The organism is Pseudomonas sp. BIOMIG1BAC, from assembly GCF_001705995.2.
Lineage (GTDB): Bacteria > Pseudomonadota > Gammaproteobacteria > Pseudomonadales > Pseudomonadaceae > Aquipseudomonas > Aquipseudomonas sessilinigenes.
This window is the reverse complement of sequence record NZ_CP049045.1, coordinates 7,612,122-7,637,600: the sequence shown is the minus strand read 5'-3', so window position 1 is coordinate 7,637,600 and position 25,479 is coordinate 7,612,122. Positions and strand designations below refer to the sequence as shown.

Genomic DNA, 25,479 nt, shown 5'->3' with positions numbered 1-25,479 from the left:
GTGATATCGATCAAACGATATTTCTCGATTGAGCAATATCGTCTTGGCAACCGTCTACAGTTGGACAGGAGGATCGGCACAATTGCGTAGCGCCAGCCAGGTGCTCGCCGTGGGGCCGACCAACGAGTTCACTCCGCGCAGGGCAAGCAATCCGTCCATGAAACGAGGCGGGTGCGGCCAGGGTGGGCGGCGGCCACACAACGAGGGGGGCTTTGTGTTGAGTATCAGCATTCCCTGCGACGTCGTCGCGCATTCAACGGTCTTGGGCGGTATCGGGCAGGTCCGGGTAAATATTGATGCCCGACTTGCGGCACTTTTTGGCCTTCGCACTAGTCTTAGCGTGGATCGCCGTGACGGACGTCACTCCACCTGTCTACGCTATCCTTGTGCGAGACTCACGCAGGAATCCAGCGCAATATGAATGTCCTGATCGTTGATGACGAACCCCTAGCCCGTGAGCGCCTGAGCCGCATGGTCGGCGAGCTTGAGGGATACAGTGTCCTGGAGCCCAGCGCCACCAGTGGCGAAGAGGCATTGAGCCTGATCGACAGCCTGAAGCCGGATATCGTCCTGCTTGATGTGCGCATGCCTGGCTTGGATGGCCTGCAGGTCGCCGGCAAGCTGTGCGAGCGCGAGACACCCCCGGCCCTGGTGTTTTGCGCAGCACCGGACGAATTTGCCCTTGAAGCCTTCAATGGCAGTGGCGTCGGTCACTTGGCCAAGCCGGTCCGCCCCGAACTACTGCTCGAAGCCCTGAAAAAGGCCGACAAGCCCACCCGTGTGCAACTGGCTGCCCTGACCCGGCCTGCAGCAGAGTCGGGCACGGGTCCGCGCAGTCATATCAGTGCTCGTACCCGCAAGGGGATCGAGCTGATTCCGTTGGCCCAGGTGGTGTATTTCATCGCCGATCACAAGTACGTGACTCTGCGCCATGAGCATGGCGAGGTGCTGCTGGACGAGCCCTTGAAAGCCCTGGAAGACGAGTTTGGCGAGCGCTTCGTGCGCATTCACCGTAACGCGCTGGTGGCCCGTGAGCGCATCGAACGCCTGCAGCGCACGCCCCTGGGGCACTTCCAGCTGTATCTCAAGGGGCTCAATGGCGATGCGTTGATCGTCAGCCGGCGCCATGTCGCAGGTGTGCGCAAGATGATGCAGCAGCTCTAGGCCGCGAATGCGAGGGTAGCGGCAAGAGGCCTGGCAGCGGGAGGACGCTGGCTTTCTGATACAAGTCAAAGCAGCTTTGGCTGAGCTGTTATCATCTGCCGTATCTATTCAGTACGGATTGATCCATGTCCTCTCGCGAAATCCGCATCGCTACCCGCAAAAGTGCCTTGGCCTTGTGGCAGGCCGAATACGTCAAAGCCCGTCTGCAAGAGGCTCATCCAGGCCTTGCCGTGACTCTTGTGCCCATGGTCAGTCGCGGTGACAAACTGCTGGACTCGCCCCTGTCGAAAATCGGTGGCAAGGGCCTGTTCGTCAAAGAGCTGGAGACCGCGCTGCTGGAGAACCAGGCCGATATCGCCGTGCACTCGATGAAAGATGTGCCCATGGACTTCCCCGAAGGCCTGGGCCTGTTTTGCATCTGCGAGCGTGAAGACCCGCGCGACGCCTTTGTCTCCAATACCTTCGCCAGTCTCGACGAATTGCCGCCCGCCAGCGTGGTCGGCACCTCCAGCCTGCGTCGCCAGGCCCAGCTCCTGGCGCGCCGCCCGGACCTGCAGATTCGCTTCTTGCGTGGCAACGTCAACACTCGCCTGGCCAAGCTGGATGCCGGTGAATATGACGCGATCATCCTCGCCGCGGCTGGCCTGATCCGCCTGGGCTTTGAAGGTCGTATTCGTTCCTCCATCAGTGTCGAGGACAGCCTTCCGGCGGGTGGCCAGGGTGCCGTAGGCATCGAATGTCGCAGTGCCGACACAGAAATCCACGCCTTGCTGGCGCCCTTGCATCACGCCGACACCGCCAGCCGGGTCACGGCCGAGCGAGCGCTGAACAAGCATCTCAATGGCGGCTGCCAGGTGCCGATCGCCTGCTACGCCGTATTGGAGGGCGAGCAGCTCTGGTTGCGTGGCCTGGTAGGCGAGCCCAGCGGTGGCATGTTGCTCAGTGCCCAGGCCCGCGGCTCGCGCGAGCGTGCTGCCGAACTGGGTGTACAAGTGGCGGACGAACTGTTGTCCCAGGGTGCTGGTGACATCCTGCGCGCCGTTTATGGCGAGGCGGGAGAAGAGTGACCGATTGGCGCCTGCTGCTGACCCGGCCGACCGAAGACTGTGCCGCGCTGGCAGCGGTCCTGGCCGAGTCCGGTGTTTCCAGCAGTTGCCTGCCATTGCTTGAGATCCAGGCCTTGCCTGTCACAGACATCCAGCGCTCGTGCCTGCTTGAGCTGGAGCATTATTGTGCGGTGATCGTGGTCAGCAAGCCAGCTGCGAGCCTGGTCCTGGAACTGCTGCGTGAATACTGGCCGCAGCCACCGGCACAGAGTTGGTTCTGCGTCGGGGCTGGAACGGGGCAGATCCTGGCGGATGCCGGGTTGCAGGTGTTTTATCCACAGGCCGGTGATGACAGCGAAGCCTTGCTAGAACTTCCCCAATTGCGCGAGGCTATCGCTCGGTCCGAGCCACGAGTGCTGATCGTGCGTGGAGAAGGAGGGCGCGAACTGCTCTCTGAGCGTTTGCGCAGCCAAGGTGCTAGTGTCGATTATCTGGAACTCTATCGTCGATGCTTGCCGCACTACGCCGAAGGTACGCTGCCCCAGCGGATTCTGGGGGAACGCTTGAACGGGCTGGTGGTCAGCAGTGGACAGGGTTTCAGCCACCTGCAGCAACTGGCCGGTCCGGCCTGGCCGCAGTTGGCGAAGATGCCATTGTTTGTTCCAAGTCCCCGGGTCGCTGAAATAGCGCGTGCCGCCGGGGCGGAAAAAGTTGTGGATTGCCGCGGCGCCAGTGCCGCGGCTTTGCTAACGGCGCTACGGGAGCAACCCGTGCCCGTTCTCTAACACAAAGGATGGATACGTGAGCGAAACAGCCTTGCCTAAAGATGAAGTCCAACCGGTGTCCGAGGCACCGGTTGTACCCACGGCCCCAACTGTTGAGCGTCGTGGCAACGGGTTGGCGATACTGGCCCTGTTACTGGGGGCGGCGGGTATCGCTGTAGGTGGCTGGGGAATCTGGCAGGTGCGCAGCCTGCAAGCCAACAACCAGCAGCAGTTGAGCCAGTTGCAGGCCCTGGGTGACCAGGCCCAGAGCTTCAAGCTTAGCGAGCAGCGCCTGAGTACCCGGCTGGAGCAGCTACCTGCAGCCGACGAGCTGGAGGACCGGCGTCGCCTGGTGGCGCAGTTGCAGGGCGACCAGCAGCGTCTGAGCCAGCGCTTGGAGACCGTGCTCGGTGCCAGCCGCAAGGACTGGCGTCTGGCCGAGGCCGAGCACCTGCTGCGCCTGGCCAGCCTGCGGTTGTCCGCGCTGCAGGACATCAGCAGTGCCCAGGCCCTGGTCCAGGGTGCGGACGATATCCTGCGCGAGCAGAACGACCCGGGCGCTTTTGCGGCCCGCGAGCAATTGGCCAAGACCCTGGCGGCCCTGCGCAGCACCGAACAGCCCGACCGCACCGGGTTGTTCCTGCAGCTGGGTGCCTTGCGCGACCAGGTGCTGGAGCTCAGTGCGGTGGCTCCGGAGTACAAGGATCGCGGCGACTCCTTGCTGGGCCTGACCGCCGATGGCGACGGCGCCAGTCGCTGGGCGCAGTGGTGGGACCAGATCTCTCGCTATTTCCGCATCGACTTCAATGCCGACAAGAACATTCGCCCTCTGCTGGCCGGCCAGGGATTGACCCAAGTACGCCTGGCCCTGAGCCTGGCGCTGGAGCAGGCCCAGTGGGCGGCGCTCAATGGCCAGGCGCCGGTCTATACCCAGGCCCTGACCGAAGCCCGCGATGTACTGACCAGCCACTTCAACCAGGACAACCCCCAGAGCAAGCTCATGCTCCAGCGCCTGGCTGAGTTGAGCAAGCAGCCGGTCACCGTGGCGACTCCAGACCTGACCAAGACCTTGAGCACCGTCCAGGCCTATCTGGAGCGGCGCAACCTGAGTGTTGAAGAGTCGGTCAAACCTGTGGCCAAGCCTGCGGCGAATACGGCCCAGGAGACCAGCCCATGAAGCGCGCCTATGTGATTGTCCTGCTGCTGATTGCCGCCGTCGGCCTGCTGGGCTTGGCCATTGCCGAGCACCCCGGGTACGTGCTGATCGCCTATAGCAACTTCCGCTTCGAATCGAGCCTGTGGGCGACGCTGGCCCTGGTGGCGCTGATCTGGCTGGTGATCTGGGGCATCAAGCTGCTGGTAGAGCTGGTGATGGTTTCCGGTGGCGTGGTCAATCCCTGGTCCCGGCGCAATCGTAGTCGCCGAGTGCAGATTGCCATCGAGCAGGGTCAGATGGATCTTGCTGAAGGTCGCTGGGCCAGCGCGCAGAAACATTTGCATCGTGCCGCCGAAGCCGAGCGCCAGCCGCTGCTGTACTACCTGGGCGCAGCCCGGGCGGCCAACGAGCAAGGCCATTATGAAGAGTGCGACAACCTCCTGGAGCGGGCCCTGACCCGCCAGCCCCAGGCTGAACTGGCCGTGGCCTTGAGCCATGCCCAGTTGCAGACCGATCGAGGCGATACCGAAGGTGCGCTCAGCACCTTGCAGGCCATGCACGAGCGTCATCCCCACAGCGTGCAGGTGTTGCGCCAGTTGCAGCGCCTGCATCAACAGCGTGGTGATTGGTCAGCGCTGATCCGCCTGTTGCCTGAGCTGCGCAAGGACAAGGCCCTGCCGGCCAGCGAGCTGCAAGAGCTGGAGCGTCGTGCCTGGGGCGAGAACCTGGGGCTGGCTGCGCGCCGCGAAGAGGATCAGGCCAGCGCCCAGCAATCCCTCGATCGGGCATGGCAGCAATTGACCGCGGCTCAGCGCCAGGAGCCACAACTGGTGCTGGCCTATGCCGAGCAACTACGGCAGCTGGGCGCTGGAGCGGCGGCTGAAGAAGCGCTGCGTACAGCCCTCAAGCGCAAGTACGAAAGCCACCTGGCACGGCTTTACGGGCTGGTGCGTGGTAGTGACCCTGCACGGCAGTTGCAGTCGGCCGAGCATTGGCTGAAGGAGCATGCGGATGATCCGAGCCTGCTGTTGACCCTGGGCCGCCTGTGCCTGCAGAACAGCTTGTGGGGCAAGGCCCGCGACTACCTGGAAAGCAGCCTTCGCCTGCAGCGCAATCCCGAAGCCTGTGCCGAACTGGCGCGTCTCCTGGCGCAGCTGGGGGACACCGAGCGTAGTAACCAGCTGTTCCAGGAGGGCCTGGGATTGCTGGATGAGCGCTTGCTGGCATCGCCGTTGCCGGTTCCGGCGCGGGCCTGACGTCTCATCGGGGCCGGTAGCCTGCTAGGGCTATCGGCCTTTTCTTGACCCGGATGCACGGTTCCCTGCCAACTCTTTGCAGCCGAGGCTGGCATGGCGCTTCTTGAAAGCGACGAGCGCTTTCTCTACCGTGGCTGCCTGTTCTTCCGTTACGGATATCTCATGTTGCTGGCCGGCTCGCGCTCGCTGTTCTCCCTGGTGTTCCTGGTGGGGGCCTTGGCCTCGTGGGCGGCATTCAGCTTGCAGGCCGGCGGTGGCCTTGAGGCCTGCCCGCTGTGGGCGGTGCAACGAGTCCTGATAGTGATGTTCGGCGGTGTCAACCTGCTGGCGGCGTTGCACGGGCCTGCCCGCTGGGCGCGCGCGGTGTATTGGGGGCTCAACCTGCTGCTGGGGGGCATCGGTGTGATGACCGCCGGGCGCCATGTGCTGTTGCAGAACATTCCCTCCGAACAACTCTTGGCCTGCTTGCCGGACATGCCCTTCATGCTGCGCAACCTGTCCTGGTGGCAGGTTCTGCAGTTGCTGTTCGTCGGGACCGCGGACTGCGCCGAAATCACCTGGACGCTGCTGGACATGAGCCTGCCGGAGTGGAGCTTGCTGTTTTTCCTGATCGTCCTGGGCTTCAGCGCCTATCGTTTGCAGCGCTGGCTACGCGCTGCGCGCAAGGTCACGGCATTGCCCTGAGTCAGTGTCAGCGGATTAAACGCTTGTATGAACTTTATCTCCTGCGTACCTTGAAGCTGTTGTCGAGCGGGCATAATCTGGCCCGCACCTGTCATTGGAATTCGCTTGCTCGATGCTGTTGCGCCTGACTTGGTCCTGGGTTCCATTGGGCCTCGGGCGAATGGCATGACCCTTGAGGGAAGAGAGATCACCATGCTCGAAAGTTGTCAGAATGCTCAGGAACGCTGGGGTGGAGTTCATCTGCTGATCGACCGCTGGTTGCAGGAGCGTCACGAACTGGTTCGAGCCTATGATGTGCTTGGCGCCGAACCCGAGTCGCTGAGTGAGAGCAAGAAGCCCTTGCAAGAGTTCTGCGCGATCCTGGTGGACTATGTCTCCGCCGGTCATTTTGAAATCTACGAACAACTCACCAGCGAAGCCAAGGCCTTTGGCGACAAGCGCGGGCTGGAGTTGGCCGATACCCTCTATCCACGCATCGACGTGATCACCGAGAAGCTCCTGGCTTTCAATGACCTGTGCGATGCCGGGCAATGCGTAGCGCAGAAGTTCAAGGAACTGGGTGGCTTGTTGCATGAGCGCTTCGAGCTTGAGGACTGCTTGATCGAAGTGCTGCACAACGCCCACAAGCAGGAAGTGGCAGCCCAGGCCTGAGCGTGGGGGACCATGAAAAACGGCACGCCTTGGCGTGCCGTTTTCGTTTGCGCAGTGCTAGCCAGCAGTGCCCAGTAACTCGATTTCGAATACCAGGGGCGTATAGGGGGCGATCAGATCGCCGGCACCTTCGGTTCCGTAGGCCTGGTTCGATGGAATCACCAGGCGCCATCTGGCGCCGGTCGACATCTGTGGCAGTGCGCTGCGCCAGCCAGCGATCACGCTGTCCAGGCGGAACCATTGCGGCTGCTGGTTCTGATCGAACACGGTGCCGTCGGGCAGGCGTCCGGTGTAACGAACCTGGACCGAACCATTGGGGCTGGGCTTGTTGCCGCTACCAGGCGCCAGTTCAGTCAGGAGTATGCCGTCCGCCAGTTGGCGAACCCCGGGCTTGGCTTTTTCCTGATCGAGAAAACGGCGTTCGTTTTCCAGTGCAGCTTCAGTTTGCGACTTCAGCGATTGCTCGCTGATCTGGGCATCGTGCTGGGCGAGGATCTGCTCGATACGTTCGTTCTTGAGGGCCAGTGGCTTGCCCTGGTACGCCGCTTTCAAGCCTTCCACCAGGGCTTGGATCTTGAGGTCGGGTACTTCGTCGCGCAGGCGTTCGCCAAGACTCGCCCCCAGGCTGTAGGCCAGATCGTGGGCGTCGTCGGATGTCGGTTCGACCGCGGCCTGGGCCAGCGGCAAGAACAGACTCAAGGACAAAAACAGGTAACGCGACATGGGCACTCTCCGGCCTGAGTAGCGGTGGATTATGCCAGCGACGAAGGACTCGTTGGTGGGCAACTTCGAAGGGGGTGAAGAACATTTTCAATCGGCTGCAACGCTGGGCTTTCGATACTGTCAACATGGCCTAGCGGCGGTAACAGCAGAGGTCTAGTATGAGCCGCAACTCACGTCAGCCAGGAGGTAAACCATGTCGGCCAATAAGAAGCCTGTAAATACTCCGTTGCACTTGCTCCAACAGCTGTCGAGCAGCTTGCTCGAACACTTGGAAAACGCTTGTTCCCAAGCCCTGGCTGATGCTGAAAAACTGCTCGCCAAGCTGGAGAAACAACGCGGCAAGGCCCAGGAAAAACTGCACAAGTCACGTACCAAATTGCAGGACGCAGCGGCAGCTGGCAAAGCCAAGGCCCAAGCCAAGGCCAAGGCTGCAGTGCAGGAACTCGAAGATTTGCTCGATGCGTTGAAAGAGCGCCAGGCACAAACTCGCGGCTACATTCTGCAGCTCAAGCGTGATGCCCAGGAAAGCCTGAAGTTGGCCCAGGGCGTTGGCAAAGTGAAGGAAGCTGCAGCCAAGGCGCTGAACACACGCGATGCCAAGCCAGCCGCGTCCTCGCCAGCCAAGCCTGCCGCAGCCAAGCCTGCCGTCAAGACGGCTGTCAAGCCTGCAGCGAAGAAACCGGTCGCCGCGGCTGCCAAGCCCGCTCCAGCCAAATCCGCCGCTGCCAAGCCTGCTGCAAAACCTGCAGCCAAGCCTGCCGCTGCCAAACCTGCGGCCGCCAAACCGGCGCCAGCTAAACCAGCTGCCAAGGCCGCAGCGAAACCAGCAGCCAAACCTGCTGCAAAACCAGCGGCCAAGCCTGTGGCGACCAAGACCGCTGCCGCCAAGCCTGCTACCGCGAAGCCCGCAGCCAAGCCCGCTGCGGCCAAGGCACCGGTAAAGGCTGCGGCCAAACCAGCAGCCAAACCTGCGGCCAAGCCGGCTGCTGCGGCCAAGCCAGCAGCGTCCTCGGCAGCCAAGCCTGCCGCTGCCAAGCCTGCGGCAAAGCCAGTAGCGAAGAAGCCTGCCAGCAAACCTGCAGCTGCCAAACCCGCTGCCAAGCCTGCTGCCGCCAAACCGGCTACCCCTGCTGCAGCCAAGCCAACCCCGGCCGCCCCTGCAGCTTCACCCGCTCCAGGCGCCGCAAGTACCCCGGCCGCCGCTCCAGCGACCACCGCTACCGGTACTACCTCCAGCGCTTCCTAAGCGCCATTCACCGCGGTGCGCAGCACCAGCAACGCGTCGCGGTCGGCGGCTTCGGTCGCCAGTCCTTCCAGCCAGTGGTCCAGGCTTCCTGCCTGGGCTGCAGGCCAACTTCTGACCTGCTCTTGCAGGCGCAACAGCAACTGCCGTTCGGCCTCCAGTTCCAGGGACTTGAGCTGCTCACGCAACAGGCCAAGGTCGCTATCGGTGGCAGCTGCCGCGCGCCAGTCGATGCGCAAGGCCCGCAGCGGTTGAATCACTTCGCGCTGCCACGGCCCGGCCAATGCCTTGAGCCGCTCCAGGCGCTGCCCATCGCACTCCACGCCCCGCCAGCCAAGCCAGGCGCCGCAGAGCAGCAGGCAGACATCGGCGCCGCCATCCTGCAAGCGCAGGCAGGCCTCCTGCACGCCGGGCAGGGCGTAGGTCTTGAGGGAAAAACTCCACAGGTCCGAGGACATAGTGCTACTCGCGCCAGTTGCGAGCGAAGCTGGTAGACTCCGCCGCCATTATGATTCGACTTCAGAACCTGACTTTACAGCGTGGCCCGCAACGTCTGCTAGAAGACGCCGAGCTGACCCTGCACGCCGGCCAGAAAGCCGGTCTGATCGGTGCCAACGGCGCCGGCAAATCCAGCCTGTTCGCCTTGCTGCGCGGTGAGCTGCATCCGGATTCGGGTGACTGCTTCCTGCCCGCCGACTGGCGCATCGCCCACATGCGCCAGGAGGTCGATACCCTCGAACGCCTGGCGGTGGACTATGTGCTCGATGGCGACCTGCGCCTGCGCGAGGTGCAGCGCGACCTGGCCGCCGCCGAAGCGGCCCAGGACGGTGCTGCCCAGGCACGCCTGCATGCCGAGCTCGACAGCGCCGATGGCTATACCGCCGACGCCCGGGCGCGCAAGCTGCTGGCCGGGCTGGGGTTCACCAACGAACAGATGGATCGTCAGGTCGGCGATTTCTCCGGGGGCTGGCGGATGCGCCTGAACCTGGCCCAGGCCCTGATGTGCCCATCGGATCTGTTGCTGCTCGACGAACCCACCAACCACCTGGACCTGGATGCGATCCTCTGGCTGGAAGACTGGCTCAAGGGTTATCCCGGCACCTTGCTGCTGATCTCCCACGACCGCGATTTCCTCGATGCCGTGGTCGATCATGTGGCCCATGTCGAGCAGCGCAAGCTCACCCTTTATCGCGGTGGCTACAGTGCCTTCGAGCGCGCTCGCGCCGAGCGCCTGGCCCAACAGCAGCAAGCCTACGAGAAGCAGCAGGCCCAGCGCGCGCATATGGAGAAGTACATCGCCCGCTTCAAGGCCCAGGCCACCAAGGCCCGCCAGGCCCAGAGCCGGATCAAGGCCCTGGAGCGCATGGAAGAGCTGTCGGCGGCCCACGTCGATTCGCCTTTCGACTTCGTGTTCCGCGAATCGCAGAAGATTTCCAGCCCGCTGCTCGACCTGTCCGATGCTCGCTTGGGCTATGGCGACAAGACCGTGTTGGAGAAGGTCAAGCTGCAGCTCACTCCGGGAGCGCGGATCGGCCTGCTGGGCCCCAACGGTGCTGGTAAGTCGACCCTGATCAAGAACCTCTCCGGTGAGCTGTCGCCGCTGGCCGGGCGCCTGACTCGCGGCGAGAACACCGTGGTCGGCTACTTCGCTCAGCACCAGCTGGACTCTCTGGACTCCAAGGCCAGCCCGTTGCTGCACCTGCAGCGCCTGGCGCCCACCGAGCGTGAGCAGACCCTGCGCGACTTCCTCGGCGGCTTCGACTTCCGGGGAGCCCGTATCGACGAACCGGTGCTGAATTTCTCCGGTGGCGAAAAAGCCCGCCTGGCCCTGGCACTGATTGCCTGGGGACGGCCCAACCTGTTGCTGCTCGACGAACCCACCAACCACCTGGACCTGGAGATGCGCCTGGCCCTGACCATGGCCTTGCAAGAGTTCAGTGGCGCGGTACTGGTGGTCTCCCACGATCGTCACTTGCTCAAGAGCACCACCGACAACTTCCTGCTGGTGGCCGACGGCAAGGTCGAGGAGTTCGACGGCGACCTGGACGATTACGCCCGCTGGCTGGTGGATTACCGCCTGCGCAATGCTCCGGTCAGCCCCTCTGTCGTGAACGCCGACAAGACCGACAAGAAGGCCCAGCGCCAGGCTGCCGCTGCCTTGCGCCAGCAACTGGCACCGCACAAGCGCGAAGCTGAGAAGCTTGAGACCGAACTGGGCAAGGTGCATGTGCGCCTGGCCCAGATCGAGACCAGCCTTGGTGACAGCGGGCTCTATGAGGCGGCCCGCAAGGATGAGCTGCGCGACCTGCTGGCCGAGCAGGCCAAGCTCAAGATCCGCGAAGCCGAGCTGGAAGAAGCCTGGATGGAAGCCTTGGAACTGCTGGAGAGCATGCAGGCGGAGCTGGAGGCGTTGTCCTGATGGAGACCCTGCAACTGCCGTTGCCGGCGCAGTGGATCGGCCCGTTGTGGCTTGGCGTGCAGATCCTGCTGATCCTCCTGGCAGGCTACCTGGCCCAGCGTTTCGTGGCCCGAGGCCTGACCCGCCTGGGCCAGCGCTATCCGTTCCCGCCGCAGTTGCTGATGCCCCTGCGGGGTGGCCTGCGTTGGCTGATCATGGGCAGCGCGGTGATCTTCGTGCTGGAGCGCCTGGGCGTATCGGCCACGGTGTTGTGGACCGCGTTGTCCGGTTTTGTCGCGGTGGCAGCCGTGGCGTTCTTCGCCATGTGGAGCGTGCTCTCCAACCTGCTCTGCGCGATCCTGATCTTCACCGTCGGCCCGTTCCGCCTGGGCGATGTGGTGGAGCTGGTGGATACCCTCGACAAGCCGGGAATCAAGGGCCGGGTGGTGGCCATCAACCTGCTGTACACCACGTTGATCGAGCCCGAGGAAGCCGGTACCGGCAGTGCCATGGTGCAGGTGCCCAACAGCTTGTTCTTCCAGCGTTCGGTACGCCGCTGGCGTGGCACTGATGTGCTGCCTGTAGGCCTGGACGAAAAATAGCCAACCCCTGTAGCGCTGGCGAAGGCTGCGAACCACTGCGCAGCAGGCACGGCCCTGGGGGCCACCAAGCTCCTGAGGGGTGACGGCAGCGGCTGGGCCGGCAGCACTTCCCGATAAAAAAACATGGTCAGCTGCGGATCGGAGGATTAGCTTAGGCAGTCACGTCCAATTCGATCCGAGGTGTGCGATGGTGCTTGAGACATGGCTGGCGTTCTTCGCCGCCAGTTGGGTAATCAGTCTTTCTCCGGGAGCCGGCGCGATCGCGTCGATGTCCTGTGGCCTGCAATATGGCTTCTGGCGCGGTTACTGGAACGCCCTGGGACTGCAACTGGGCCTGGCCATGCAGATCGCCATCGTCGCGGCGGGTGTCGGCGCGATCCTGGCCGCTTCCGCCACGGCCTTCTACGCCATCAAATGGTTCGGCGTGGCCTACCTGGTGTACCTGGCGGTCAAGCAATGGCGCTCCGTGCCCAGCGATCTTAGCGACGACGCGGCCATCCGGCCGATCGGCAAGCCCCTGGCCCTGGTGTTCCGCGGTTTCCTGGTGAACATCAGCAACCCCAAGGCCCTGGTGTTCATGCTGGCGGTATTGCCGCAGTTCATTGACCCCCATGCGCCGTTGCTCAAGCAGTACCTGATCCTTGGCGCCACCATGATCGTCGTCGACCTGATCGTCATGGCCGGCTATACCGGGCTGGCTTCCAAGGTCCTGCGTCTGTTGCGCACCCCGGTCCAGCAGCGGCGTATGAACCGTACCTTCGCCGGCCTGTTCCTGGGCGCGGCGGGCTTGTTGGCGACCATCCGCAAGGCTGCGGTCTAGTTGTCCCGGCAAAAAAAAAGGCGACCTGCGGGTCGCCTTTTTCATTGCCTGCCTGCTCAGCGCAGGATCACCGGAGCGGTGTCCGCTGGCAGGTTGTTGCGGGCCGGCGCCTGGCCCTGGGGCGCGTAGCCGCCGCGGCCCAGTTGCTCGGCCATCTGCCGGGTGACATCCTCGCCCAGGGCCTTGGAGACTTCGCGTACCACCCGTGGGCGGTTCAGCGAGACACGAATGTCGCGACTGTTCACCAGCTTGGTGTCCTGGCCTTCGCCCATGGCGGTGAACGCCGAGGTGATCTCGAAGGTGCGGGTGTTGATCAGGCTGAAGTCCGCCACCAGGGTCAGGCCCAGGACCGCCGAGTAGCTGTTGGTTTCAGCAATCTCGTTGATGTCCTGGGTGAAGTCGATGTCCGACACCGTGCCGAACAGCACGTAGTCGGCACCCTTGAAGTTGCCAGCCTTGATGCGCTTGATCACGTCGTAGACGTTGGCCTTGGACGACTCGGTGTGGGGCGAACCCTGCACCAGCTGGAACATCCCGGACTTGAGGATCCCGCCCTTGATGTCGCCGGTGAACTTGCGCAGCTCGCCTTCCTCGATGTAGCTGGTGCTGGCTTCCAGCTCGTTGTAGCTGGATGAGCCGCTGGCGCTGTAGTAGCCCTCGCGGTAGTTCTGCTGGGCAGAGACCACGTGGATGTATTCTTCTACGCGCTCCTGGTAGGCCAGGTCCATGACTGCGACTTTAGGGGCCGCCTGTGCGCCGAACGCGCAGGCCAGGGCCAGGATGCCAATCCATGCACGCATTGCTTAGCGCTCCGTGGTCTTGCGGATCTCTTTCTCGTCCATCCATTCGGCCAGACCGCTCTCGACGTCGATCAGTTGCAGGCTGAATTTGTAGAAGACGTCCTTGTAGTCGCTGCTGCGCTTGACGATGGAGCTGATGGAGCCTTCCAGGCGGTATTTGGCGGCGACCATGTTGCCGGTCTTGGCCACGGTGGACTTCTTGTACAGGCCGCTCTGGTTCTGCAGCTTGAGCTGGTCGACCTGGCTCTGCATGGCGTTGTTGTCGCTGGCGAAACGTGCGGTGCCGGACTTCATCAACTGGGTCTTGATCGACGTGGTGATCTCACGGGTATCGATGTACTCGCTGGTCTTGTTCTTCACGTCGTAGACCTGGACCACCGGGCGGCCCTGGAGGATGCCGGACTGGGCCAGGGAGCGGGTCATGGACTCGGCGATCATCTGCAGGTCGGTGGAGCCGAACTCGTTGGTCACCAGTTCCACGGCCTTGCTATCGCCGTAGCTGATGTTCTTGCCACCCAGGACCGGGGAGTTGTTGGCGCAGCCGCTGGCCAGCAGGGCGACCACGGCGAGGAAGGAAAAGCGTGCAAACATGATGGGTTCTCTTGATCGGGTTTCAGGGACGGCTTATTGGGTTTTGACTTCCATGCGAAAGTCGGTGGCCTTGGGGACCGGTGCGATGGCAGGCAGGAAGGTGGCCTGGGCCGCGTACAGGTTGAAGACCTTCCAGCTTTCTTCATCGGCGACCGGGAAGCCGTCGTCGCCCAGCCAGACAAAGCGGTAGTACATGGTCATGTTGGTGTGGCTGGTGTTGTTCAGCGCCACCTTGACCGTCAGGAAGCCGTTTTCACGGGCAACCCGCATCGCCCCGATGGCGATGTTGTTGAACTTGTTCATGACCACCACCTTGCTGGCGGCGCTGCCGGGAGCAGGGGGCGGAGGGGTGGCACAACCGGCCAGGAGGGCCAGGGCGGCGACGGCGAGAAGTTTCAAGCGCATGGGAGTCTCTGCTCAGGGGCGTTGGTTGCTGGCCATGTTCTGGCCGACGTGGTTCGGGATGACCTGGGCGGCCAGGCCACTGCTGAATACCTGGTTGCCAACCACCCGCAGGGCGATCACCTGGTAACGCTGGTCGACCTTGACCTGCACCTGGGTGCCACCAAGCGCATTGGGCAAGCTGAGCTTGTGCTCGCCTTGCTTGAGGCGCAGGCGTGTGACCTGGGTGTAGTCCGGCAGGGTGCGCCAGGTACGTGTATCGGCACCCTCGGTCACGGCCGAAGCCAGGCCGACCGCCAGGCTGGCCAGCGGGTTGACCTCGTTGAGGTTCTTTTGCGCCACGCCGCGGCTCACGGCGCGCACGGTGGTGCGCAGGATGATGCCTGGCATGTCGTCGCGCAGGGCACGGCGTGACATGGCGGTGGTGCTGTTGAGCAGGGTCAGCTCTTGTTGCTGGCCATCGATGCCGATCTGGGCGAAGGCCTGGGTCGAGTTATCGGCCTTGATCACCGGGAACGACAGCGGGGTGATCACCAGCTTGTCGCGGATCGGGATAGGCAGGGGAATGCGCACCGAGTCACGGGCCGGTGCCAGTCCGCTTTGCACCACGATCAGGACGTCGCTCTCATCCGCTGCCAGGGCGGCAATCGCCGGTGCCTTGGCTGGAGTCTTGGCGGCGCTCTTGTGCCTGGACTTGGCAGGGGCCTGGACCTGAGGCACCTCTACGGGGGCGTCGAGGTTCAGCAGGGCCTGTTCCAGCAAGGGTGTGTTGGGGCGCAGTTCAGCGGCTTTGCGATAGCCGGGCGCGGCCAGGTCCTTTTCGCCCAGGGCTTCGTAGACGAAGCCTGACAGATAGTGACTGAAGGCACTCTGGTAGCTGTTTTTCAGGTTAACCACATCTGGTGCATCGAGGGCTTCGACCGGGTAGCCCTGGAGGTCCTTGTACTGGGTCTTGATCCCTTGCTTCTCGGCTTCGTCTTCGCGCTTGAGGTATTCCTTGTCCCGCAGTTCGGCGATCACCGCCTCGCGCTCGTGGGTCTTCTTGATCGCCATGCGGGCGCCGTCGAAGTCGTTGTTGGCCAGCAGGTTCATGGCCATCTGGGTGGTCAGCATGACTTTTTCGTAGTCATAACCTTCGTAGCGACGAACCTTGTCGTTGATCAGGAAACTGCCGAACTGGGCCAGGTACTTGTCGGTATCGAGCTTGACCGAGTCTTCCCAGGTGCCCACTACCTGGTCGGCATGGCCCCAGGCTGCCTGGCTGCCGTTCAGGTCGCCCTTGGACCGCAGCAACTCGCCCTTTTCGAAGTAATAGAGCAGGTCTTTGTCTTCACCCTGGTTGTGCTTCTCCAGCAGGGTCAGGGCGGCGTCGATGTTGCCGGCGCGCAGCTGCTGGTTGGTTTCCTGAAGCTCGTTGTCGTAGCTGCGAAAGGCCGAGCAGCCGGCGAGCAGAGTGACTGCGCCGAGCGCAATCGTGGGGAGGGCGCGGGATGCCATGGGTACTTCTTCTTCCCTGAGTGAGACAGCCTGGCAGCGGGTCGGGCTGGACGAACCCTCTGGCAGGAACACTGGCGATCCTGCCAATTCCTCATAAAAAGAGGAGCTAAAATGCCATTTCGCGATAACGAGGGCGCGGCATTATAGACGTGGGTTTTGGCTATGTAATGGCTTTTTAACGCCGTTTTGATTTGCTATTGCCACTATGTGAGCTGTTGCACACGGACTTTGAGCAGCGCTTGGGGTGGGCAAGATGCATCTCGGCTTGGGTCATGGCCAGGGCTGAAACGTTTGATCCAGGATGATTTTTACCGGGCTGTAATAGCCGCTTGAACCCGCTGGATTGCACCTGGAGAAGGCGGGCCGACTAATGAAACCAAGGGCCAGAGCCATTGCTCGGCTTTCGAAGATGTTTCCGTGGGTCGATAAGCCTTGAGTGAAACCGATTGGGAGGGAACAATATGTTACTTCGTATTTCCCTTTGAGAATCGTTCATGACTGCCCCTTCCCGTTTACTGGCGTTGCTGGTACTGCCGGTACTGGTGTTCTGCAGCTTCAACCTCCTGGCCGATACCGTCGACGGTGCTCCCAAGGCACTGCACTTGTTGGACTACATCGGCGCGGACTATCCGGCCACGGTGGAGGATGGCAAGGTCATCGATGACTCCGAGTATCGCGAGCAGGTGGAGTTTCTCGGGGTATTGCAGGGGCTGATCGCCGATCTGCCTGCCAAGCCCGAGAAGGCCGAGCTGGAACAGGGCATCGCCAGCCTGCGCAAGGCCGTCGATGAGCGTGTGGATGGCAATCAGGTCGCACGCCTGGCCCGGCAGATGGGCGCTCGGCTGGCGGTGGCCTATGAGGTCAGCCAGGCACCGATCATCACTCCGGACCCTTCTCGTGGGGCTCCCTTGTACGCCCAGCACTGCTCGGTGTGCCATGGCCAGCAGGGGGCCGGTGACGGCCCGGCGGGTGTCGGCATGACGCCACCACCGGCCAACCTGCGGGACGCTGCGCGTCTGGACCGCCTGAGCCTGTATGCCATCTACAACACCCTGGGCCTGGGCGTGGAAGGCACTGACATGCCGTCGTTCGCCGATCAACTGGATGATCGCCAGCGTTGGGACCTGGCGACCTATATCGCCGGTTTCAGTGCCGATCCGGCGGCGGCCAAGAGCGAGCAGGGTTTCAACCTGGCCGATCTGGCCCGGCAGACCCCAGGCGAAGTCCTGGCGGCCCAGGGACCGCAGGCCGCCGCGACCTTCCGTGCCCAGCGCGCCCAGCCACCCCAGGCCAAGCGTGGCCCGGGGCAATTGCTGGACTACACCGCCTCGACCCTGGACAAGAGCCTGGCGGCCTACCGCAGCGGCGATCACGAACAGGCCTACGATCTCTCGGTCGCCGCGTACCTGGAAGGCTTCGAGCTGGTGGAAAGCTCCCTGGACAACGTCGATGCCGCCGTGCGCAAGGACACCGAAAAAGCCCTGATGGCCTACCGTCAGTCGCTGCAGGATGGCCTGCCGGTGGAGCAGGCCGAGCAGCGCCTGGAGGCGGCCAAGGCCAAGCTCAAGGAGTCCGCCGGACTGCTGGGCGGCGATAGCCTGAGCTGGTCCTTGAGCTTCATTTCCGGCCTGTTGATCCTTCTGCGTGAGGGGTTGGAGGCCATCCTGGTGCTGGCGGCGATCCTTGCATTCCTGCGCAACACCGGCCAGCAGTCGGCGGTACGCAGTGTCAACGTCGGTTGGGGCCTGGCCCTGCTCGCCGGGCTGGGGACCTGGGCCCTGGCAGCCTATGTGATCGATGTCAGCGGCTCCCAGCGAGAGTTGCTGGAGGGCGCCACGGCCTTGTTCGCCAGCGTCATGGTGTTGTGGCTCGGTGTGTGGATGCATGACCGCCGGCATGCGGCGGCCTGGCAGGACTACATCAAGAGCAGCCTGGTGGGAGGCGGTGGCCGCTTCGGTTTTGCGGTGCTGGCGTTCTTCTCGGTCTATCGCGAGCTGTTCGAAGTGATCCTGTTCTACGAGACCCTGTGGCTGCAGGCTGGTCCTGCCGGGCACAACGCGGTACTGGCCGGTGGCGCCACCGCCCTGGTGCTGCTGGTGGGCCTGGCGTGGGTGATCCTGCGGGGTTCGGCCAAGTTGCCGCTGACGTTGTTCTTCAGCATCAACGCCGCGCTGTTGTGCGCCTTGTCGGTGGTGTTCGCTGGCCATGGCGTCAAGGCGCTGCAAGAGGCAGGGATCTTTGGTACTCGGCCGGTTCCGTTCTTCGATTTCGACTGGCTGGGCATTCATGCCGACGCCTATTCGCTTGGTGCCCAGGTGGTGGCGATCGTGGCGATCGTGGTGCTCTACACCCGTAGCCGGATGAGCGAAAAACAACGCCTGCAGGCTTCCTGAGTCTCGGGGCGGGTTGATTGCGGGCAAGCTTGTCCCTTTGGGATGGCTTGCCCGTTTTGCATTTAGCGAGGAAAACATCAATGCGTGTCTGGATCGATGCCGACGCTTGTCCCAAGGCCGCCAAGGAGCAGGTGGTGCGTTTTGCCCTCAAGCGGCAGTTCGAGGTGGTGCTGGTGGCTGGCCAGCCGCAGATCAAGCCCGCATTCGCCTGCGTCAAGCTGGTCGTGGTGCCCAGTGGCCCGGATGCCGCGGACGATTACCTGGTGGAGCACGCGGTGCCCGGCGAACTGGTGATCTGTAGCGATGTACCGCTGGCGGATCGCCTGGTGAAGAAGGGCGTGTCGGCTCTCGACTCCAGGGGCAAGGAGTTCGATGCGCAGAACATGGGCGAGCGCCTGGCGGTGCGCAACCTGTTCACCGATCTGCGCGAGCAGGGCCAGGTCAGCGGTGGCCAGGCACCTTATGGCGATCGGGAGAAGCAGGCGTTCGCCAACGCCCTGGACCGCATCCTGACCAGGCTGGCGCGCCAGGCCTGATGTGGCCAGGGAGCGTATCCCTGGCTGTGGAAGATGGGACTACTGCTGGTCCTGGTGGGTCAGCTCCAGTACCCGGTCCACCAGCTTGTTGATGCCCGAGGCTGCCTGGCTGATGGATTGCGCCAGCATGTAGGCCGGGGTGGTCACCAGTTTGCGCGCTGGATCCTCGATGATGTCGTCCACCGCGCACTCGGCGTGGGTGGCGCCCATCTTGCCCAACGCCGCCGCGGTGTCGGCATCGTTGCCGATGGTGCAGGTCACGCCGGGGCCATAGATTTTCGCCGCCATGGCCGGGGCGATGCACATCAGGCCTACCGGCTTGCCTGCCTCGGCAAAGGCTTCGGCCAGGGCCAGCACGTCCGCCTGCACCGAGCAGGCGGCACCTTCGGTGGCGAAGCTGGACAGGTTTTTGGCGGCGCCGAAGCCCCCGGGAATGATCAGCGCATCGAAATCATCGACATTGGCCTCGCGCACATCCTTGACCTGGCCCCGGGCAATACGCGCCGATTCCACCAGCACGTTGCGGGTCTCGGGCATGGCTTCGCCGGTCAGGTGGTTGAGCACATGCATCTGCGGGATATCCGGGGCGAAGCACTGCACCTGGGCGCCGCGCTGGTCGAGGCGCAACAGGGTGATCACGCTTTCATGGATCTCGGCACCGTCGAAGACACCGCAACCGGAAAGGATCACTGCAACTTTTTTGCTCATGGGGTTTTCTCCAGGTTCATCGCGCTAAATGCCCACCAGTTTGTCACCTGTGGCCAGGAAGGGGTATCGAGACTGCAAGCCAGGAGTCTGCCGGGGGCATGGGTTTGGAAAACGGTTGGGAGGGCGAGTTCAGCGCTCGAAGAGCGGTGGGGGTGACGGCAGGGCGGCGACCCAGTGGAAGTCGCCGCGCAGGGCAGGGGCTTACTCGGCGGGCTTTTTGTTCAGCTCGGCCTGCTCGGCTTCGTAGATCTGCTTGGCCAGGCGCGCATTCTTGAAGCGCCGCCGCAGCCACAGGCACAGGCCCACGACCAGCAACGCGCCCAGGACCCAGAGCTCGTACTTCTTGATGCTGCCGAGCATGCCTTCCATCACGGCGCCGAAGTGGAAGGCCGCTTGCGCCAGGGCTACGGCCCAGATGGCCGCGCCAATGCCGTTGAGCAGCAGGTAGCGGGCCGGCGGATAACCGGAAAGGCCGATGGCCACCGGCATCACGGTGCGCAGGCCGTAGACGAAGCGAAAGCTCAATACCCAGATGTCCGGGTGCTTGCGGATATGCTCCAGCGCCCGGTCACCCATCATCTGCCAGCGCGGTTTGCGCGCCAGCAACTTGCGGCCATGCTTGCGCCCCAGGAAGTACCACAGTTGGTCGCCGGCGTAGCTGCCAAAGAAGGCGACCACCATGACCAGGTTGATATCCATGTATCCACGGAACGCGAGAAACCCGGCGAGAACCAGAATGGTTTCGCCTTCGAAAAACGTACCGAGAAAGAGGGCGAAGTAGCCGAAATCCTGAAGAAATTGTTGGAGCATTGTCTGGATGCTGGCGAAATGAACGCGCAGCCTACCCCTTCGTCGACGTTGGGGAAAGTATCGAAATGTGTCTCGACGTGAACAATTCCCCTCAATGACAATGAGTGTTGCTGTCGGTCAACAGCTTGAGCAGAACTGTCATCTGTTCGTCATAATGCCCGCTTATAACTGTCACGCTCGCCCGTTAGCGCGGGCCATGGAGTCCGTCGTGAGCTTTGCCGCTGCCAATCGCCTGTTTCCCGCCACTCGCTTGCGCCGTAATCGCCGTGATGATTTTTCCCGACGTCTGGTGCGCGAGAACCGGTTGAGCGTGGACGACCTGATCCTGCCGGTGTTCGTGCTCGACGGCGAGAATCGTCGTGAGGCGGTGGCCTCGATGCCCGGGGTCGAGCGCCTGAGCATCGACTTGCTGCTGGAGGCGGCGGTGCACTGGGTCGAGTTGGGGATTCCTGCCCTGGCATTGTTTCCGGTGACTCCTGGGCAACTCAAATCCCTGGATGCTGCCGAAGCCTGGAACCCGGATGGCATTGCCCAGCGCGCCACCCGGGCCCTGCGCGAGCGCTTCCCAGGTCTTGGGGTGATCACCGACGTCGCCCTGGACCCCTTCACGACCCATGGCCAGGACGGCATTCTCGACGACCAGGGCTATGTACAGAATGACATTACCGTCGATGCCCTGGTGCGCCAGGCGCTGTCCCATGCCGAAGCGGGGGCCCAGGTGGTGGCGCCATCGGACATGATGGACGGTCGTGTTCAGGCGATTCGCGAGGCCCTGGAGCTGGCGGGGCATGTCAATGTGCGGATCATGGCCTATTCGGCCAAGTACGCCAGTGCCTACTACGGGCCTTTTCGCGACGCGGTGGGCTCGGCGCTGAACCTGGGCAAGGCCGACAAGGCCTCCTACCAGATGGACCCGGCCAATGCCCAGGAAGCCCTGCATGAAGTCGCTGCGGACCTGGCGGAAGGGGCGGATATGGTCATGGTCAAGCCGGGCATGCCTTATCTGGACATCCTTTGGCGGGTCAGGGATGAATTCAAGGTGCCGACCTTTGTCTATCAGGTCAGCGGCGAATACGCCATGCACATGGCGGCGATCCAGAATGGATGGTTGGGTGAAGGGGTTATTCTCGAGTCCCTGACCGCTTTCAAACGTGCGGGTGCCGATGGCATCCTGACTTACTTTGCCGTTCGTGCTGCTCAATTGTTACGAGAGCAAAAATAGCCCTCCCAGGAACACGCGATGAATACTGAAGGACTCTCAGAAGTTGCCGTAAAAGAAGCTCAGCCAGTGGTCGAGCAAGTGGTCGAGACCCCGCCCGAGCTGGAGCCGGTACCTGCGGCCGTCCAGGCCGAAACGCAACCGGCACCGACCATCGTCATTCCCAACCTGGACGACAGCAGCCTGTATATCCATCGCGAGCTGTCGCAACTGCAATTCAACATCCGCGTGCTGGAGCAGGCGCTGGATGAGTCCTACCCGTTGCTGGAACGCCTGAAGTTCCTGCTGATCTTCTCCAGTAACCTGGACGAGTTCTTCGAGATCCGGGTCGCCGGCCTGAAGAAACAGATCACTTTCGCCCGTGAGCAGGCCGGGGCCGATGGCTTGCAGCCGCACCAGGCGTTGGCTCGCATCAGCGACCTGGTACACGGTCAGGTCGACCGCCAATACGCGATCCTCAACGACATCCTGTTGCCGGAGCTGGAGAAGCACCAGATCCGCTTCATTCGTCGCCGTCACTGGACCGCCAAGCTCAAGACCTGGGTACGACGCTTTTTCCGTGACGAGATCGCCCCGATCATCACGCCCATCGGCCTGGACCCGACGCACCCGTTCCCGCTGCTGGTGAACAAGAGCCTGAACTTCATCGTCGAGCTGGAAGGTATCGATGCGTTCGGCCGTGACTCCGGCCTTGCGATCATCCCGGCTCCGCGCCTGCTGCCGCGGATCATCCGGGTGCCGGAGGAAGTCGGTGGCCCTGGCGACAACTATGTATTCCTGTCGTCGATGATCCATGCCCATGCCGATGACCTGTTCCAGGGCATGAAGGTAAAGGGCTGCTATCAGTTCCGCCTGACTCGAAACGCCGACCTGGCCGTGGACACCGAGGATGTCGAGGACCTGGCTCGTGCCCTGCGTGGCGAGCTGTTCTCCCGCCGCTATGGTGATGCGGTGCGCCTGGAAGTTGCCGACACTTGCCCCAAGCACCTGTCGGACTACCTGCTCAAGCAGTTCAACCTGCACGAGACCGAGCTGTACCAGGTCAATGGCCCGGTGAACCTCACGCGCCTGTTCAGCATCACCGGCCTGGACAGCCACCCGGAGCTCCAGCATCCGCCGTTCACCCCGCAGATTCCGAAGCTCTTGCAGAACAGCGAGAACATCTTCAGCGTCATCAGCAAGCAGGACATCCTGTTGCTGCACCCGTTCGAGTCCTTCACTCCGGTGGTCGACCTGCTGCGCCAGGCCGCCAAGGACCCCCATGTGCTGGCGGTGCGCCAGACGTTGTACCGCTCCGGGGCCAACTCGGAGATTGTCGACGCCCTGGTGGACGCGGCGCGCAACGGCAAGGAGGTCACCGCGGTGATCGAGCTGCGTGCGCGCTTCGACGAAGAGTCCAACCTGCAGATGGCCAGCCGCCTGCAAGCGGCCGGTGCAGTGGTGATCTACGGCGTGGTGGGCTTCAAGACCCACGCCAAGATGATGCTGATCCTGCGGCGCGAGCAGGGCGAGATCGTGCGCTATGCGCACCTGGGTACGGGTAACTACCACGCAGCCAATGCCCGCCTGTATACCGACTACAGCCTGCTGACCTCCGATGACGCCCTGTGCGAGGACGTCGGCAAGCTGTTCAGCCAGTTGATCGGCATGGGCAAGACCTTGCGCATGAAGAAGCTCTTGCATGCGCCGTTCACCCTGAAGAAGGGCATGCTCGACATGATTGCCCGGGAGACCCAGTTCGCCCTGGATGGCAAGCCGGCGCACATCATCGCCAAGTTCAACTCGCTGACCGATCCGAAGATCATTCGCGCGTTGTACAAGGCCAGCCAGTCTGGCGTGCGCATCGACCTGGTGGTGCGTGGCATGTGCTGCCTGCGTCCAGGGATCGCGGGGGTGTCGCACAACATCCATGTACGGTCGATCATCGGCCGCTTCCTGGAGCATACCCGGGTGTTCTACTTCCTCAATGGCGGCGAGGAGCAGATGTTCCTCTCCAGTGCCGACTGGATGGAGCGCAACCTCGACAAGCGAGTCGAGACCTGCTTCCCGGTGGAAGGCAAGAAGTTGATCCTGCGGGTCAAGAAGGAGCTAGAGAGCTATCTCACCGATAACACCCACAGTTGGAGCCTGCAGTCCGACGGTCGTTACATCCGTAACACGCCGACCGGCAACCAGAACCCGCGCAGCGCCCAGGCCACCTTGCTGGAGCGTCTCGGTAGCCCGGTGTTGCCGGTGCGCTAGGTTCAGCCGGCGCCCATGAAAAAGGCCAGCCCGAGTGATCGGGCTGGCCTTTTTTGTTTGACCGGCAGCGGGCTCAGCTGACGTTGAGCACGATGCCAACCCGGGTCAGCCACTCGGCCTCGAGGGCGAAGTCCGCCTGGGTCAGCTGGTTTTCATCCAGCCAGTTGGCCGGGAACTTCACGTCCAGCTGGTCGCCGCTGGCGCTGAGTTTCACCTGGGGCATCTGCTGGGTGCCACGGATGTGGTGGAACAGGATGGCAAAGCGCAGCAACACGCAAAGGCGGATCAGCTTGATGCCGTCGTCGCCGAACTCGGCGAACTTCTCCTTGGGAATGTTGCGCCGGTGCCCGCGTACCAGCAGGGCCAGCATTTGCTGGTCTTCGCGGGAGAAACCGGCCAGGTCCGAGTGCTCGATCAGGTAGGCGCCGTGCTTGTGGTAGTGGTAGTGGGCAATGTCCAGGCCGACTTCGTGCACCTTGGCGGCCCAACCCAGCAGTTCGCGCCAGATACCGTCCTCCAGGTCCCAGTCGGCCGCTACCTGGTCGAAGGAGCGCAGGGCCTTGCCTTCGACCCGCGAAGCCTGCTCCAGGTCCACGTGGTAGCGCTCCATCAGCGAGCCGAGGGTGCGCTCACGGACGTCTTCATGGTGATGGCGGCCCAGCAGGTCGTAGAGCACGCCTTCGCGCAGGGCGCCTTCGCAGTGATCCATGCGCTGCAATTCCAGGGCATCGAAGATCGCCTCGAGGATCGCCAGGCCAGCAGGGAAGATGGCCCGGCGGTCGGGCTTGATGCCTTCGAAGTCGATCTTCTCGGCATCGCCGAGCTTGAACAGCTTGCGCTTGAGCCAGGCCAGGCCTTCGGCATTGACCTCGCCGCTGCCTTGGCCGCCGGCCTTGAGGGCCAGGCCGATGGCGCGAATGGTGCCGGAGGAGCCGATGGCTTCGTCCCAGGTCAGGCGGTGCAGCGCGTGCTCGATGCTCATGATCTCCAGGCGAGCGGCGGTATAGGCCTGGGCGTAGCGGGCCGGGGTGATCTTGCCGTCGCGGAAATAGCGCTGGGTGAAGCTCACGCAGCCCATCTGCAGGCTTTCGCGCAGCAGGGGCTCGAAACGTTGGCCAATGATGAACTCGGTGCTGCCACCGCCGATATCGGCCACCAGGCGCTTGCCCGGGGTGTCGGCGAGGGTATGGGAAACCCCGAGGTAGATCAGGCGGGCTTCTTCGCGACCGGAGATGACTTCCACCGGGTGGCCGAGGATTTCCTCGGCGCGGCGAATGAACTCGCCACGGTTGCGAGCCTCGCGCAGGGCGTTGGTACCAACGATGCGCACAGTGCCCTGGGGCATGCCGTTGATCAGTTGGGCGAAGCGCTTGAGGCAATCAAGCCCGCGCTGCATGGATTCTTCGTTGAGCTGGCGTTCTTCATTGATGCCGGCGGCCAACTGAACCTTTTCACCCAATCGCTCGAGAATGCGGATTTCACCGTTCCGGGCCTTGGCCACGACCATGTGAAAGCTGTTGGAGCCTAGATCGATCGCGGCGATCAAGGACAGATTCTTGGCTTGGGATTGGGGCATGGCAGGGGGTCTCGGTCGATAACCTCGTCATCCTGCCACGATCAACGGCTCGCGCCAACGCGCAGTGGCCAATGCGTTGATTCATCGCATGAAACCTTGCGCCAGCGTGCATTTCCAGATGCGCCATGAGGGTCTTGAGGATGCAGTGCTACCGCTCATCCGGCCGTGTTGCGCATCCAGGGCTGCGGGGGAGCGCGTA

At 63.0% G+C, this 25,479-nt stretch carries 24 protein-coding genes; 15 read left to right on the top strand and 9 right to left on the bottom strand.

The window, feature by feature from the left end:
* Positions 1-417 precede the first annotated feature (417 nt).
* The 7 genes from ATY02_RS35615 (at position 418) to ATY02_RS35585 (ending at position 6,721) form a co-directional block, all read left to right on the top strand.
* Complete coding sequence (locus ATY02_RS35615) at positions 418-1,164, top strand: LytR/AlgR family response regulator transcription factor (RefSeq protein ID WP_068575948.1); 747 nt, start codon at positions 418-420, stop codon at positions 1,162-1,164.
* A gap of 125 nt (positions 1,165-1,289) precedes the next feature.
* Entirely contained in the window at positions 1,290-2,231 is a 942-nt protein-coding gene (hemC, locus tag ATY02_RS35610) for a hydroxymethylbilane synthase (protein ID WP_068575950.1), read from the top strand.
* Positions 2,228-2,995, top strand: a complete 768-nt coding sequence (locus ATY02_RS35605) for a uroporphyrinogen-III synthase (protein WP_068575952.1) — start codon at positions 2,228-2,230, stop codon at positions 2,993-2,995. Before hemC ends, ATY02_RS35605 begins: the two co-directional genes overlap by 4 nt.
* A 16-nt stretch (positions 2,996-3,011) precedes the next feature.
* Positions 3,012-4,151: a uroporphyrinogen-III C-methyltransferase gene (locus ATY02_RS35600; RefSeq protein ID WP_068575954.1), complete on the top strand. Its 1,140-nt coding sequence runs from the start codon at positions 3,012-3,014 to the stop codon at positions 4,149-4,151.
* Positions 4,148-5,386: a heme biosynthesis protein HemY gene (locus ATY02_RS35595; protein ID WP_068575956.1), complete on the top strand. Its 1,239-nt coding sequence runs from the start codon at positions 4,148-4,150 to the stop codon at positions 5,384-5,386. The genes ATY02_RS35600 and ATY02_RS35595 overlap by 4 nt, the downstream gene beginning before the upstream one ends.
* 93 nt (positions 5,387-5,479) lie before the next feature.
* The gene (locus ATY02_RS35590; RefSeq protein WP_225926546.1) at positions 5,480-6,070 is read left to right on the top strand and encodes a disulfide bond formation protein B; all 591 of its coding nucleotides are present in this window, start codon (positions 5,480-5,482) and stop codon (positions 6,068-6,070) included.
* Positions 6,071-6,262: 192 nt separating this feature from the next.
* Positions 6,263-6,721: an Rsd/AlgQ family anti-sigma factor gene (locus tag ATY02_RS35585; protein WP_068575960.1), complete on the top strand. Its 459-nt coding sequence runs from the start codon at positions 6,263-6,265 to the stop codon at positions 6,719-6,721.
* A 57-nt stretch (positions 6,722-6,778) separates the two neighbouring features.
* Here ATY02_RS35585 and ATY02_RS35580 read toward each other — a convergent pair whose 3' ends face one another.
* Complete coding sequence (locus tag ATY02_RS35580) at positions 6,779-7,444, bottom strand: FKBP-type peptidyl-prolyl cis-trans isomerase (RefSeq protein ID WP_068575962.1); 666 nt, start codon at positions 7,442-7,444, stop codon at positions 6,779-6,781.
* A gap of 193 nt (positions 7,445-7,637) precedes the next feature.
* Here ATY02_RS35580 and ATY02_RS35575 point away from each other — a divergent pair, with 193 nt between their 5' ends.
* Positions 7,638-8,690 (top strand): AlgP family protein, encoded by a 1,053-nt coding sequence (locus tag ATY02_RS35575; RefSeq protein WP_068575965.1) that lies wholly within the window; start codon positions 7,638-7,640, stop codon positions 8,688-8,690.
* Here the strand turns inward: ATY02_RS35575 and ATY02_RS35570 are convergent.
* Complete coding sequence (locus ATY02_RS35570; RefSeq protein WP_068575966.1) at positions 8,687-9,145, bottom strand: TIGR02444 family protein; 459 nt, start codon at positions 9,143-9,145, stop codon at positions 8,687-8,689. The genes ATY02_RS35575 and ATY02_RS35570 overlap by 4 nt on opposite strands.
* 50 nt (positions 9,146-9,195) lie before the next feature.
* Between ATY02_RS35570 and ATY02_RS35565 the strand changes: the two genes are divergently transcribed.
* The 3 genes from ATY02_RS35565 to ATY02_RS35555 all read left to right on the top strand — a co-directional run bounded on the left by ATY02_RS35565 (position 9,196) and on the right by ATY02_RS35555 (position 12,507).
* Positions 9,196-11,106, top strand: coding sequence for an ATP-binding cassette domain-containing protein (locus ATY02_RS35565; protein ID WP_068575968.1), 1,911 nt, complete (start codon positions 9,196-9,198; stop codon positions 11,104-11,106).
* On the top strand, positions 11,106-11,687 hold the full coding sequence (locus ATY02_RS35560; protein WP_068575970.1) for a mechanosensitive ion channel family protein: 582 nt from the start codon (positions 11,106-11,108) through the stop codon (positions 11,685-11,687). Before ATY02_RS35565 ends, ATY02_RS35560 begins: the two co-directional genes overlap by 1 nt.
* Before the next feature lie 187 nt (positions 11,688-11,874).
* Positions 11,875-12,507: a LysE family transporter gene (locus ATY02_RS35555; protein ID WP_031320684.1), complete on the top strand. Its 633-nt coding sequence runs from the start codon at positions 11,875-11,877 to the stop codon at positions 12,505-12,507.
* 56 nt (positions 12,508-12,563) lie between these two features.
* Here the strand turns inward: ATY02_RS35555 and ATY02_RS35550 are convergent, their stop codons facing one another.
* The 4 genes from ATY02_RS35550 to ATY02_RS35535 are packed head-to-tail and all read right to left on the bottom strand — an operon-like array spanning position 12,564 to position 15,797.
* A complete protein-coding gene (locus ATY02_RS35550) occupies positions 12,564-13,307 on the bottom strand; it encodes a penicillin-binding protein activator LpoB (RefSeq protein ID WP_068575972.1) in 744 nt (247 codons plus the stop codon).
* A 3-nt stretch (positions 13,308-13,310) separates the two neighbouring features.
* A complete protein-coding gene (gene lpoB / locus ATY02_RS35545; RefSeq protein ID WP_068575974.1) occupies positions 13,311-13,898 on the bottom strand; it encodes a penicillin-binding protein activator LpoB in 588 nt (195 codons plus the stop codon).
* Between the two features lie 33 nt (positions 13,899-13,931).
* Positions 13,932-14,303, bottom strand: a complete 372-nt coding sequence (locus tag ATY02_RS35540) for a YcfL family protein (RefSeq protein WP_068575976.1) — start codon at positions 14,301-14,303, stop codon at positions 13,932-13,934.
* 12 nt (positions 14,304-14,315) lie between these two features.
* Positions 14,316-15,797 (bottom strand): COG3014 family protein, encoded by a 1,482-nt coding sequence (locus ATY02_RS35535; RefSeq protein ID WP_068575978.1) that lies wholly within the window; start codon positions 15,795-15,797, stop codon positions 14,316-14,318.
* 494 nt (positions 15,798-16,291) lie between these two features.
* Between ATY02_RS35535 and ATY02_RS35530 the strand changes: the two genes are divergently transcribed.
* Both ATY02_RS35530 and ATY02_RS35525 read left to right on the top strand, forming a co-directional pair.
* Positions 16,292-18,190: an FTR1 family protein gene (locus ATY02_RS35530; protein ID WP_068575980.1), complete on the top strand. Its 1,899-nt coding sequence runs from the start codon at positions 16,292-16,294 to the stop codon at positions 18,188-18,190.
* An 80-nt stretch (positions 18,191-18,270) separates the two neighbouring features.
* On the top strand, positions 18,271-18,726 hold the full coding sequence (locus tag ATY02_RS35525) for a YaiI/YqxD family protein (protein ID WP_068575982.1): 456 nt from the start codon (positions 18,271-18,273) through the stop codon (positions 18,724-18,726).
* Between the two features lie 39 nt (positions 18,727-18,765).
* Here ATY02_RS35525 and elbB read toward each other — a convergent pair whose 3' ends face one another.
* Positions 18,766-19,434 carry an isoprenoid biosynthesis glyoxalase ElbB gene (gene elbB, locus ATY02_RS35520; RefSeq protein WP_068575983.1) on the bottom strand — a complete coding sequence of 223 codons (669 nt, stop codon included), beginning with the start codon at positions 19,432-19,434 and terminating at the stop codon, positions 18,766-18,768.
* 201 nt (positions 19,435-19,635) lie between these two features.
* Positions 19,636-20,244 (bottom strand): DedA family protein, encoded by a 609-nt coding sequence (locus ATY02_RS35515; protein ID WP_068575985.1) that lies wholly within the window; start codon positions 20,242-20,244, stop codon positions 19,636-19,638.
* 208 nt (positions 20,245-20,452) lie between these two features.
* On the opposite strand from ATY02_RS35515, the gene hemB reads away from it, so the two are divergent.
* On the top strand, positions 20,453-21,466 hold the full coding sequence (gene hemB / locus ATY02_RS35510) for a porphobilinogen synthase (RefSeq protein ID WP_068575987.1): 1,014 nt from the start codon (positions 20,453-20,455) through the stop codon (positions 21,464-21,466).
* Between the two features lie 18 nt (positions 21,467-21,484).
* Positions 21,485-23,704: a polyphosphate kinase 1 gene (gene ppk1 / locus ATY02_RS35505; RefSeq protein WP_068575989.1), complete on the top strand. Its 2,220-nt coding sequence runs from the start codon at positions 21,485-21,487 to the stop codon at positions 23,702-23,704.
* Positions 23,705-23,777: 73 nt separating this feature from the next.
* On the opposite strand, the gene ppx is transcribed toward ppk1, so the two are convergent.
* Positions 23,778-25,280 (bottom strand): exopolyphosphatase, encoded by a 1,503-nt coding sequence (gene ppx / locus ATY02_RS35500; RefSeq protein WP_068575991.1) that lies wholly within the window; start codon positions 25,278-25,280, stop codon positions 23,778-23,780.
* Positions 25,281-25,479 lie beyond the last annotated feature (199 nt).

Bases quoted from the DNA above. Each gene is read 5' to 3' on its own strand.
- ATY02_RS35570 (WP_068575966.1), bottom strand. From the start codon at position 9,145: ATGTCCTCGGACCTGTGGAGTTTTTCCCTCAAGACCTACGCCCTGCCC.
- ATY02_RS35585 (WP_068575960.1), top strand. From the start codon at position 6,263: ATGCTCGAAAGTTGTCAGAATGCTCAGGAACGCTGGGGTGGAGTTCAT.
- ATY02_RS35560 (WP_068575970.1), top strand. From the start codon at position 11,106: ATGGAGACCCTGCAACTGCCGTTGCCGGCGCAGTGGATCGGCCCGTTG.
- ATY02_RS35575 (WP_068575965.1), top strand. From the start codon at position 7,638: ATGTCGGCCAATAAGAAGCCTGTAAATACTCCGTTGCACTTGCTCCAA.
- ATY02_RS35525 (WP_068575982.1), top strand. From the start codon at position 18,271: ATGCGTGTCTGGATCGATGCCGACGCTTGTCCCAAGGCCGCCAAGGAG.
- ATY02_RS35530 (WP_068575980.1), top strand. From the start codon at position 16,292: ATGACTGCCCCTTCCCGTTTACTGGCGTTGCTGGTACTGCCGGTACTG.
- ATY02_RS35550 (WP_068575972.1), bottom strand. From the start codon at position 13,307: ATGCGTGCATGGATTGGCATCCTGGCCCTGGCCTGCGCGTTCGGCGCA.
- ATY02_RS35555 (WP_031320684.1), top strand. From the start codon at position 11,875: ATGGTGCTTGAGACATGGCTGGCGTTCTTCGCCGCCAGTTGGGTAATC.
- ppx (WP_068575991.1), bottom strand. From the start codon at position 25,280: ATGCCCCAATCCCAAGCCAAGAATCTGTCCTTGATCGCCGCGATCGAT.
- ATY02_RS35615 (WP_068575948.1), top strand. From the start codon at position 418: ATGAATGTCCTGATCGTTGATGACGAACCCCTAGCCCGTGAGCGCCTG.
- ppk1 (WP_068575989.1), top strand. From the start codon at position 21,485: ATGAATACTGAAGGACTCTCAGAAGTTGCCGTAAAAGAAGCTCAGCCA.
- hemC (WP_068575950.1), top strand. From the start codon at position 1,290: ATGTCCTCTCGCGAAATCCGCATCGCTACCCGCAAAAGTGCCTTGGCC.
- lpoB (WP_068575974.1), bottom strand. From the start codon at position 13,898: ATGTTTGCACGCTTTTCCTTCCTCGCCGTGGTCGCCCTGCTGGCCAGC.
- ATY02_RS35515 (WP_068575985.1), bottom strand. From the start codon at position 20,244: ATGCTCCAACAATTTCTTCAGGATTTCGGCTACTTCGCCCTCTTTCTC.
- ATY02_RS35580 (WP_068575962.1), bottom strand. From the start codon at position 7,444: ATGTCGCGTTACCTGTTTTTGTCCTTGAGTCTGTTCTTGCCGCTGGCC.
- ATY02_RS35595 (WP_068575956.1), top strand. From the start codon at position 4,148: ATGAAGCGCGCCTATGTGATTGTCCTGCTGCTGATTGCCGCCGTCGGC.
- elbB (WP_068575983.1), bottom strand. From the start codon at position 19,434: ATGAGCAAAAAAGTTGCAGTGATCCTTTCCGGTTGCGGTGTCTTCGAC.
- ATY02_RS35565 (WP_068575968.1), top strand. From the start codon at position 9,196: ATGATTCGACTTCAGAACCTGACTTTACAGCGTGGCCCGCAACGTCTG.
- ATY02_RS35540 (WP_068575976.1), bottom strand. From the start codon at position 14,303: ATGCGCTTGAAACTTCTCGCCGTCGCCGCCCTGGCCCTCCTGGCCGGT.
- ATY02_RS35590 (WP_225926546.1), top strand. From the start codon at position 5,480: ATGGCGCTTCTTGAAAGCGACGAGCGCTTTCTCTACCGTGGCTGCCTG.
- ATY02_RS35535 (WP_068575978.1), bottom strand. From the start codon at position 15,797: ATGGCATCCCGCGCCCTCCCCACGATTGCGCTCGGCGCAGTCACTCTG.